At 69.9% G+C, this 10147-nt stretch carries 7 protein-coding genes and 1 tRNA gene; 5 read left to right on the top strand and 3 right to left on the bottom strand.

Going from position 1 to position 10147, the window contains the following annotated elements:
* Positions 1-18: 18 nt before the first annotated feature.
* Positions 19-1386 carry an NAD-dependent succinate-semialdehyde dehydrogenase gene (locus ACU6RU_RS01105; RefSeq protein ID WP_446725686.1) on the top strand — a complete coding sequence of 456 codons (1368 nt, stop codon included), beginning with the start codon at positions 19-21 and terminating at the stop codon, positions 1384-1386.
* A 79-nt stretch (positions 1387-1465) separates the two neighbouring features.
* Here ACU6RU_RS01105 and ACU6RU_RS01100 read toward each other — a convergent pair whose 3' ends face one another.
* From ACU6RU_RS01100 to ACU6RU_RS01090, 3 genes are all read right to left on the bottom strand, one after another.
* Positions 1466-4252 (bottom strand): hypothetical protein, encoded by a 2787-nt coding sequence (locus ACU6RU_RS01100; protein WP_446725685.1) that lies wholly within the window; start codon positions 4250-4252, stop codon positions 1466-1468.
* A gap of 35 nt (positions 4253-4287) precedes the next feature.
* Positions 4288-6138: an HSP90 family protein gene (locus ACU6RU_RS01095; protein WP_289331028.1), complete on the bottom strand. Its 1851-nt coding sequence runs from the start codon at positions 6136-6138 to the stop codon at positions 4288-4290.
* A gap of 158 nt (positions 6139-6296) precedes the next feature.
* Positions 6297-7739 (bottom strand): HNH endonuclease, encoded by a 1443-nt coding sequence (locus tag ACU6RU_RS01090; RefSeq protein ID WP_446725684.1) that lies wholly within the window; start codon positions 7737-7739, stop codon positions 6297-6299.
* Positions 7740-7984: 245 nt separating this feature from the next.
* On the opposite strand from ACU6RU_RS01090, the gene ACU6RU_RS01085 reads away from it, so the two are divergent.
* From ACU6RU_RS01085 to rplK, 4 genes are all read left to right on the top strand, one after another.
* Positions 7985-8057: transfer RNA gene (locus ACU6RU_RS01085), tRNA-Trp, on the top strand.
* A gap of 44 nt (positions 8058-8101) precedes the next feature.
* On the top strand, positions 8102-8359 hold the full coding sequence (gene secE, locus ACU6RU_RS01080; protein ID WP_446725683.1) for a preprotein translocase subunit SecE: 258 nt from the start codon (positions 8102-8104) through the stop codon (positions 8357-8359).
* Positions 8360-8433: 74 nt separating this feature from the next.
* Complete coding sequence (nusG, locus tag ACU6RU_RS01075; RefSeq protein WP_120264378.1) at positions 8434-9498, top strand: transcription termination/antitermination protein NusG; 1065 nt, start codon at positions 8434-8436, stop codon at positions 9496-9498.
* A gap of 215 nt (positions 9499-9713) precedes the next feature.
* The gene (rplK, locus tag ACU6RU_RS01070) at positions 9714-10145 is read left to right on the top strand and encodes a 50S ribosomal protein L11 (RefSeq protein WP_023952050.1); all 432 of its coding nucleotides are present in this window, start codon (positions 9714-9716) and stop codon (positions 10143-10145) included.
* Positions 10146-10147: the final 2 nt, after the last annotated feature.

The raw sequence follows: 10147 nt of genomic DNA, 5'->3' as shown, positions 1-10147 counted from the left end.
CGAGACGAAGGAGAACCGATGAGCACGTATGCCGTGACCAACCCCGCCACCGGCGAGACGCTGGCGACGTACGATCCCGCGACCGACGATGACGTCGAGCGCGCCCTGGCCGGCGCGGACGAGGCGTACCGCGCCTGGTCGCGCGTCGTCGCGCCGGCCGAGCGGGCCGACCGGCTGCGCCGAGTCGCGGAGCTGCACCGTGAGCGCCGCGACGAGCTCGCCGCGATCATCGTGCGCGAGATGGGCAAGCCGCTCGCCGCTGCGGAGGGCGAGGTCGATTTCGCCGCCGACATCACCGCGTACTACGCCGACCACATCGACGAGATCACCGGTGACACCCCGATCCCGATCGAGGGGGAGGGCACCGCGGTCATCCGGCGCAGCCCTCTCGGCGTGCTGCTCGGCATCATGCCGTGGAACTTCCCGTACTACCAGGTCGCCCGTTTCGCGGCGCCGAACATCGCGGTCGGGAACACCATCCTGCTCAAGCACGCTCCGCAGTGCCCGGAGTCGGCCGCCGCGATCGACGCGATCTACCGTGACGCGGGTTTTCCCGCCGGTGTGTACACGAACGCGTATCTGAGCAACGAACAGGCCGCGGACGTGATCGCCGACCGTCGCGTGCAGGGGGTATCGGTGACCGGGTCGGAGCGCGCAGGGTCGGCGGTCGCGGAGATCGCCGGACGCAACCTCAAGAAGGTCGCGCTCGAGCTCGGCGGGTCGGACCCGTTCATCCTGCTCTCGACCGACGACCTGGATGCCGCGGTGGCGGCGGCCGCCGAGGCGCGCCTCGACAACGTGGGCCAGTCGTGCAACGGGGCGAAGCGGTTCATCGTGGTCGATGGGCTCTACGACGCGTTCGTCGAGAAGTTCGCCGCTGCACTCGCCGACGCGAAGGTCGGTGACCCGTTCGCCGACGACACGGTCCTCGGGCCGCTGTCGTCGCTCACTGCGGCCGAGCGGCTCGCCGAGCAGGTCGATCGTGCCGTGGCTCAGGGGGCGACGCTCGTGACCGGTGGGCGCCGCGACGGCGCCTTCTACCCGGGCACGGTGCTCACGAGCGTCACACCGGAGATGGATGCCTACCGCGAAGAGTTCTTCGGACCCGTCGGCGTCGTCTACCGCGTGGCCGACGAGACCGAGGCGATCGAGCTCGCCAACGACACACCGTTCGGGCTCGGGTCGTACGTGTTCACGACGGAGCCGGAGCAGGCCGCGCGTGTGGCTGATGCGATCGAGGCGGGCATGGTCTACATCAATCTCGTGCTCGCGGACGAAGCCGGACTGCCGTTCGGCGGAGTCAAGCGCAGCGGCACCTCGCGGGAGCTCGGGCTTCTCGCCGCAGACGAGTTCGTGAACAAGAAGCTCATTCGCACGGGCGCCTGATCCGTCGAGGGGAGCCCGCGGACGAATACGAAGGGCGCGCCGAGCGAATCGGCGCGCCCTTCGTCGTGGATGATCGGGCTCAGGCGTCGAGGAGCGAGCGCACCTCGGCTGCCTCGGCCGGACGGCCGAGGGCTTCGTAGACGTCACCGAGCTCGCCCGCCGCGACCTGGAGCAGTGGCGGGATCTCCGCGGCGCGCTCCATGACCGACCGGTAGAGCGGGACGGCGTCGCCTGCACGCTCGTTCTGGGTGAGGAGCCGAGCGGCGAACAGCTCGGACGCCCCGGCCGAGCCCGCATCGCCGACCTCGGCGAAGGCGTCGGCGGCGTGCAGCGCGGTGGCGACCGCCTCGTCCGCCTGGCCGAGCATCGCGAGCGCCCGCGCCCGCGAGTCGGTGATGTCGGCGACCAGCCACGGGGCGCCGATACCGCTCGCGACCTCCCGCGCCTCGTCGAGGGCCGGAAGCGCCTCCTGCTCGCCGCGAGCGGCCCGCACCTGGCCCTCAGAGTGCCGCGCTTCGGCGAGCAGCCCGGCCTGGTCCGGTTCGCTGCGCGCGATCTCGACCGCCGTCGTGAGGGAGGCGAGGGCGTCGTCGAATTCGCCGAACCGGTGCAGCAGACGTCCGTGCGACAGCAGCGCGTTCGCCCGCCCTGCCGGAGCCTCGCCTTCGTCGAACAGTTCGGCGGCGAACTCCCACGCACCGACGGCGCGGCCGGGTTCGCCGGCGTCTTCGAAGGCGCGGGCCAGCAGCATGAGCGTCTGGGCACGAGAGGCTGCCGGCTCCTCGCGGTCGGTCTCGTCGGAGTAGACGTTCACGAGCAGCTCAGCGGCCTCGTCGGCGGAGCCGGAAGCGAGCAGCGCCCGCGCGAGGCGGTACTGCACCGCGGTCACGGCGTCGCCGTTCTCGGTCGCGGCGCGCTCGGCGAATCGGTAGCGCGCGACAGCCTCTCCGGGAGCGCCGGCGTCTTCGTTGAGAGCCGCCGCGAGCACATACGCCCCGGCGAGAACGCTGCGCGCGTCGAGCTCGACCAGGATGCGGCAGAGCTCGTCGGCGTCGGCTACGCCGTCGAGGAACCGTTCCTGGCCGCCGCGCATACGGGCGCGCAGCCCGAGCAGCCGGGCACGAGCGCCGGCGCCGAGTGCAGGGTTCTCGAGGGCCGCGGCGATCGTCGCGTCGCAGTCGTCGAAGGCGCCTACGGCTCCCTGGAACGACGCTCGCGCGAGCGCGACGATGCGGCGCAGGTCATCGTCGCCGAGCGCGGCCTCGCGGTCGCGGGCGTCGTCGAGGAGCTCGCGCGCCGTCTCCGGGTCGCTCTCGGCGACGGCCATGCCCAGGACGACCTCGACGACCGCGTAGAGGCGGGGCGGCAGGCTGTCGCCGTCGGCGAGGATCGCGCGAAGCGTCTCGACGTCATCGGGGGCGCCGCGCCCGAAGAGCGCGAGGCCGGCGCGTTCCTCGACGTGCGCCTCTGCGTCGCGTCCCGCGGCCCGCAGGGCGTCCAGGCGGTCCCGCAGGGCACCCTCGGCCCCGTCGAGGTCGTCACGGGCGACGAGAGCCGCGATGCGGGCCGAGTGGAGCTTCGCACGCTGGTCGAGGGCCGCGCCCGGGAGCGCGGCATCCGCCGCATCGAGGGCCTCCGAGGCCCCGTAGTCGCCGAGGTCGATTGCGCGCTGGACGAGTTCCTCGGCAGAGCGCGCGGGCACGGGGGCGACACGGGGGAGCAGCGGCTCGGTGCTCAGCGGGAGCGTATGACGCTCTTGTCCGACGGCCCAGGCTCGATCGAGACGGCGCCGGTGGCCGTCGGTGCCGTCACGGCGGTCGAATTCGCCGGCGATCCGCTCGGCCTCGGAACGCATGACGGCCGCGAGTTCGGCAGCGCGCCATGGTCCGTCGTGGTCGCCGAAGAAGGCGCGGAGCCGGTCGGAGTCGGCGCCGCGCACGATGGTATCGGCGTGGCCGGCCGCGCTGACGGCCTCGAGCGCGATCGCGAAAGCGGTGAGCGCGGAGAGGTGACCGTCGACGCCCAGGGCGTCGTGGGCGAGCCAGTCGAGGTGACGCTCGACGAGCGAGAGTGCGCGTGCCTCGTTGCCGGTGATCGCGCAGAAGACGATGTTGTCGGCGACGATGGCGAGGTTGTCGGCGTTGTCCTTGGCGAGTCGGTAGCTGCGCAGGTGTGCGAGACGCGCCTTGTCGTACTCGCCCGCGTGCAGGTAGGGGACGAGCGACCGCGCGAGGGCGTGCTCGGGCTCTTCACCGCACGAGAAGTCACCCTCGACGAGTTCTTCGACGAGACGGATGGCCTCGTCTTCACGATCCGTGTCGATCAGGTAGCCGGCGATGACGCTGCGAACGCAGGCCTCGCAATGGCTGTGGCTGTCTCGGGGCGTGGTCTCGAGCCGGGTGCGCAGCTGTTCGGCTTCGTCGAGGCGGCCGGCCATCCACGCGGTCTCGAAGCGCGCCATGAGCACGCCGCTCTGACCGAGTCCGGCCGCGCGGTAGTGGCTCTCCATGTCGTCGAGCACGGCGGAGATCTGCTCGCGGTCGAAGGCGGGGGATGCGGCCAGACTGTCGGCCATCCACTTGAACTGCCACATCAGGTCGGCTGTCTCGTCGCCGAGGTCGGCCGGGAAGCGTTCGGGGTCGCCGTCGTGCTTGCCGAGGCACCAGGCGAACGACGTCAGCATGGCCTCGGTGTCGCCGCTCATGCAGGCGGACGAGGTCAGCCGCATCCGGGCGCGGTACTCCATCGGCTCGTCGCCCGCGTCTACGGCGAGGGCGATCGCCTCGTTGATGAGGGCTCGTTCTTCGACGCCGACCGGGGTGCGGTCGATCTGCTCGAACAGTTCGAGGATACGGTCGCTGCTCATGCTGTCCTTTCGGGGGGTCCAGGAGAGGTGCGCGGTCAGGTCGCGGGGCGCGCGGAGAGTTCGACGAGCGCGTGCAGCGCGCCCATCATGAGCGCGCGGTCCTCGCCGCTGAGGGGACGCTGGGCGGCGAGGAGTGCCTGCACGTAGAGGAGGTGGACTGTGCGCGCGAACGCGAGGTCGTCAGGGATGTCGAGGAGTGATCGCACGACGGAGTTCTGCCAGTTCAGGCACAGACGAACGCCTCCGGACGTGCTCTCGGGCGACGCCGGGCGGAGCTTCTCGGCCGTCGCGTCGATGCGGTCCATGACGCTTCCCCACAGGGGGCTGCCGACCGATCGGGCGCGTCCGCGGTCGATCGCGCGCAGCGCTTCGGCGCCCGCGAGGTAGACCGCCGGGATCTCGGCCGCGTCGAGCGAACGCACCGCAACGGTGCATCCGACGGCGGATAGGGCGGAGCTCGCGCGCTCCTCGAGCGCGAGGACGCGCGCGCGGTCGTCGAGCGGAGGCGGATCGAGTCGGTCGAGTTCTTCGGCCAGGTCGACGTGCTCGACCGTGACGCCGTCGAACACGAGCGGGAGCAGGCGCACCAGCTCGGCGTCGAAGAGGTACCCGCCGTTGACCAGCGGCTGGCGGGGATCGGCGATGCCGGCGATCTGGCGGTACTCGTCGACGGTCTCGACGTAGCGGAGGTGAGGGAAGCGGCCGATGAGGTCGCCGACCCGCATCCGGCCGTGCGTGGTTTCGACGCTCAGCCACCGGACGATGAACGTGGCGAGCTCGTCGTCGTGACGCACGAGCGACTTCAGCGCCACCTCGTGCACGCTGACGAACTGAGCGAGGCGGTGCGGTTCGGTCAGGCCGAGGTCGAGCACCCAGCGCCGGATCGCGGCGCCGAGTTCCTGACGGGTGTGCTCGAGGGCGTCGTCCTCGACCAGCGCCTCGCGGCTCGCGGTGGGGCTGAGCGCGGTGGAGTCGATCACGGCCCGGACGAAGAAGGCCCAGTCGGGAAGGATGTCGTCGGCGTTCTCGCTCAGCAGCATCCGGCCGAGGTAGACGCGGGTGGCCTGGCGGGCGCCGGGCGGGGGAGCGTAGGGGAGGACGTACGCGGTCCCGACGGTGTCGGTACCGGGGACGTGCAGGGGGATCGCATCGAAGGGCTCTTGGCCGAGCAGATCGCGCCCGTACGCCCAGCGTGCCGCTTCGTCGATGCCGGTCGTGGCGGCGCGGAACGGCGGGGTGCGGGTCGTCACCTGCTCGCCGCCGCCGGGGAGGTCGACGCGCACGGGGAGGGGGAGGAACTCGCCGAACGTCTCGGCCAACTCGACCGTCGCCGGTGTGCTGAGCAGATCGCGCTGGCCCGGACGGGGCCGCAGGTGCACGCTCGTGCCGATCGGGAGGTCGTCGGCGATCGTGCGCACCGTGAATGTGCCGTCGGCGTTGCCCTGCCATTCGACGGCGTCGCCGCCGCGCGCGCTGCGGGAGCGGATGACGATCGTCTCGGCGACCATGAAGCACGAGAGCAGTCCGATTCCGAACTGACCGAGGAAGTCGCTCCGGGGCAGGTCGAAGATGTCGCGCTTCGAACTGCGGCCGACGGTCGCGAGGAGGTCGGTGACCTCGGACTCGGTGAGGCCGATGCCGTCGTCGCGGACGATGAACTCGTCACTGCGCTCGCTGAGAGGCGTGATGCGGATGCCGCTCGACTCCCACGCGGTGGCGACGCGGGATGCCGCGGTGTGGAGTTCGGCGCGCGCGGTGATGGCGTCGCAGGCGTTCTGCATGAGCTCTCGCAGGAAGACGCGAGGACCCGAATAGATGTGCCGACTCAGGAGGTCGACGATGCCGCGAAGGTCGACCTGGAACTGCTGGGATCGTCCGGTATTCATCCGCCTGATTTCGTGTTCGGGTATGCGCCACCGATGGCGTCCTCGGCGCGACAGCCGAGCGTAACAGTTCCCGGTAAGGCGTCATTTATGACCTGATTTATGACTCGCGTCCAGAATCGCCGCGCCCGTCCCCGTACGGGCCCGGCCGGCCCCCTCGATCAGAAGGGTGGTGGCCCGGGTGGCGTTGTTCCGCCGGTTCGGTCGTCCGGTGGTGGGTCGGTCGTGTCGGTCGTGTCGGTGGTGAAGCAGACCGCTGGTGTGGGTACGTCTTCGCGGTAGACCCTGCCGAGGGGTGAGGTCCATTCCAGGACTCCGCCGCCGACCTGCCGCACTTCCCACCGGGTGAATTGCTTCATGGAGTGGTGTCGTTGGCAGAGGTGGGCGAGGTTGTAGATGTGGGTGTGGCCGCCGAGGGCGTAGTCGATGGTGTGGTCGAGTTCGCACCTGATCGCGGCCCGCCGGCATCCGGGGAACCGGCAGTGCTGGTCACGGGCGGTGAGGAGTTTCTTCATCGCCATGGTGGGCCGGTACGTGTCGATCTCGACCGGGGTGCGGGTGACCGGGTCGATGAAGAGCCGGTCCCACTCGGTGACCTGTCCCGCGAGCAGCCGCGCGGTCTCGGCATCGATCAGCGCACCGCCGACGGCCTCGGCGGGGTGCTCGTCACGGCCCACCAGGGTCTCCGCGGTGAGGGTGACCTGCACGCGCGCCCGGATCGCCCCGAGCCCGCCGGCCCGGTCGGTTCCGTAGGTCGGGTCGACCACCGGTGCTCCGCCGAGGACGAGGTCGCCGAGGATGTCAGCACGCAGCTGATCCATCGTCCGGGCGTCTGGCGCCGCATTTGCCCCGGCGCCCGCAGCACCGGCCGAGGAAGCACCGGCCGAGGCAGCATCCGCCTCCACCGCATCACCGCAACCACCCGCCTCCGCGGCATCCGCCCGGGCGTCCTTCACCGACTGTCCCATCTGGGTGAGCCGGTCAAGCATCCCCACAGCGATGACGGTGGGGAGGTTGGCGACGAGGTTCGACATCCCGTCGGCCCCGTGGAACACCCGCACGCACCGCTCCGCCGCCGCAGCACCATGCCGCTCCGTGAACGACTGGGGGTGCACCCGCGCCGCCAAAACCTCGAGCGCACCCCGCACCCGGGACGGTACATCCCGCTCGCACACGCCGATCGCCGCTTCCGCGAACTCACCGCGCACCTCGTCCGGCAGCCCCGCCCCGATCTTCACGACGACATCGACGTGTCCGCGTTCGATCCGCCGTTCCACCCACGCCTCGAACACGGCGGGGTAGTCGTCGATGACGGTCATCGCATGGTCGATCTCGCCCTGCAACCGCCGATCCGTCAACCGCGCCATCCCCGCCGCCTCGGCCGCAACCGATCGCAGCTCCATGTCGGAGGCCATGCCCCGCACCCCACCGTGCCGGGCCTCCCGCAACGCCGACCGGCCCAGATCGGCCAACGCCCGCATCCGCGCGACCTCGCCAGCATGAAAGAGATCGAGCGCGTCGGCGAACACCGAGAAAGCCTCGGCGTGCGGCGACGCGCTCGGAGCATTCGCGCCCCCAAGCCTGCGGTCGCCGTTCGTTTTCATGTTCCCATCTTCGCAGGCACCACCGACATCCGAATCGAACAGAACTTTCCCTGTGCGCAACCCGAGGCTCCCCTCGCGAGGGGAGGACTCGGCGCGAAAACTGTGCCGACGTTCGCGACCCTGGCGGTCATGACGTACACTGAGAGGAGCAGTCGAAATCTGCATTCTTTCGCCATGCCCAAGCGTCAAGGACTCGACGGCAGTGGAGGAATGCGGGCGTAGACCCCGGGGTCCGCAGGATCTCTAGGGCGGTAGCTCAATTGGCAGAGCAGCGGTCTCCAAAACCGCAGGTTGCAGGTTCGATTCCTGTCCGCCCTGCGCGTCGGCGTCAGCCGGCACACGGAAGGTATCAGGTGGGTTCGATGGTCCAAGAGGGTGGCGAAGTCGTCGCCGCAGGTGGCGCGCCCCGCGAGAAGAAGCCGAACATCTTCGCGCGGATCATCATCTTCATCCGCCAGGTGTTCGCCGAACTCCGCAAGGTCGTCACCCCGACCCGCCAGGAGCTCGTGAAGTTCACGGCAGTGGTCCTCGGATTCGTCGTCGTCATGATGGCGCTCGTCTACGGCCTCGAGGTCCTGTTCGTCTGGATCACGACCGTCGTCTTCGGCGTCCCGGGCTGATCGACGGGCCCCGCCCGCACGACCCGCGAATGCCTGCCGCGCAGGCATCCCGACAACCGATGGAAGAGAACGCAGTGTCAGAACGCATCCCCGACGACGTCGATTGGGCCACGGCCGCCGAGCAGTCCAGCGAGGACGACGAAGCCCAGGAGGGCAACGTGCTGGCCGACCAGGAGCGCGCCTCCGACGCCGCCGAGCACGCCGCTGTCCACGTGGTGGACGACGAGGCCGAGCAGGACGACACCGACCTCGACGGCGTCGAGATCGATGACCCCGAGGCCGACGCCGTCGTGAACGACGCGCTCGAGATCGACGAGGCCGCCGAGGCCGAGGCCGCTGCGGAGGTGCTGACCGACTCCCTCGAAGAGGAGATCGCCGAGCAGGCCGCCGAAGCCGCCGACGAGGTCGAGCCCTACGACGGCCCCGAGCCCGACGTCGACGTCTCCGAGGAGACCGTCGACTACCTCTCGGAGTTCGAGGCTGCCGCCGGCATCGAGATCTCCGTCGGCAACGACGACGAAGACCCGTACGAGGCGTTCCGCACCGAGCTGCGCATGCTGCCGGGCAAGTGGTACGTCATCCACTCCTACGCCGGGTTCGAGCGCAAGGTGAAGGCCAACATCGAGCAGCGCAAGTCGACGCTCGAGGTCGAAGAGGACATCTACCAGGTCGAGGTCCCGATGGAGGACGTCGTCGAGATCAAGAACGGCCAGCGCAAGATGGTCACGCGCGTCCGGATTCCCGGCTACGTGCTTGTCCGCATGGAGCTCACCGAAGACACCTGGTCGGTCGTTCGTCACACCCCCGGCGTCACGGGCTTCGTGGGCAACGCTCACAACCCCACGCCGCTGCGATTCGACGAGGCCTTCAACATGCTGAAGTCGCTCGTCGAGGTCAAGGAAGCCGCTCCCGCCAAGGCCGGTGCCGTCAAGGGTGCCGCGGCTCCCACGCGCAGCATCGTCACCGAGGTCGACTTCGAGATCGGCGAGACCATCACGATCAAGGAGGGCTCGTTCGCCGGCCTTCCCGGCTCGATCAGCGAGATCAAGCCCGAGAGCGGCAAGCTCACGGTGCTCGTGTCGCTCTTCGAGCGCGAGACGCCCGTCGAGCTCTCGTTCGACCAGGTCACCAAGCAGTAACGCGAACCCGCGTCGACGAAGCGCCCCTCCGCTACGGCGGCCGGGGCGCTTCGCCGCGTCGGGGGCGCTGTCCGCTGACACCTTCACGGTCGGGATGCGGTAAGCTTGGGGAGTTTGCGGGCGCTCACGCGCCTGCATGACACGACCGCCGCTCGGAAATGCCGGGCGTGCGGGAGAGGGATGCCGCCGGCATCCGCTCGATGAAAGGAAAACGAATGGCACCGAAGAAGAAGGTGACCGGCCTGATCAAGCTTCAGATCAACGCCGGAGCCGCCAACCCGGCGCCGCCGATCGGCCCCGCGCTCGGTCAGCATGGCGTCAACATCATGGAGTTCTGCAAGGCGTACAACGCCGCGACCGAGTCGCAGCGCGGCAACGTCATCCCCGTTGAGATCACCGTCTACGAGGACCGCAGCTTCACGTTCATCCTGAAGACCCCGCCCGCCGCGGAGCTCATCAAGAAGGCTGCCGGCGTCGCCAAGGGCTCCGCCACGCCTCACACGACCAAGGTCGCGAAGCTCACGAAGGACCAGGTCCGCGAGATCGCCGAGGCCAAGATGCCCGACCTGAACGCCAATGACATCGAGGCCGCCTCGCTGATCATCGCCGGCACCGCCCGCTCCATGGGCATCACGGTCGAGAGCTGAGG

It is taken from the genome of Microbacterium sp. F1-18 (genome assembly GCF_052921305.1).
This window is presented reverse-complemented; position numbering and strand designations above follow the sequence as displayed.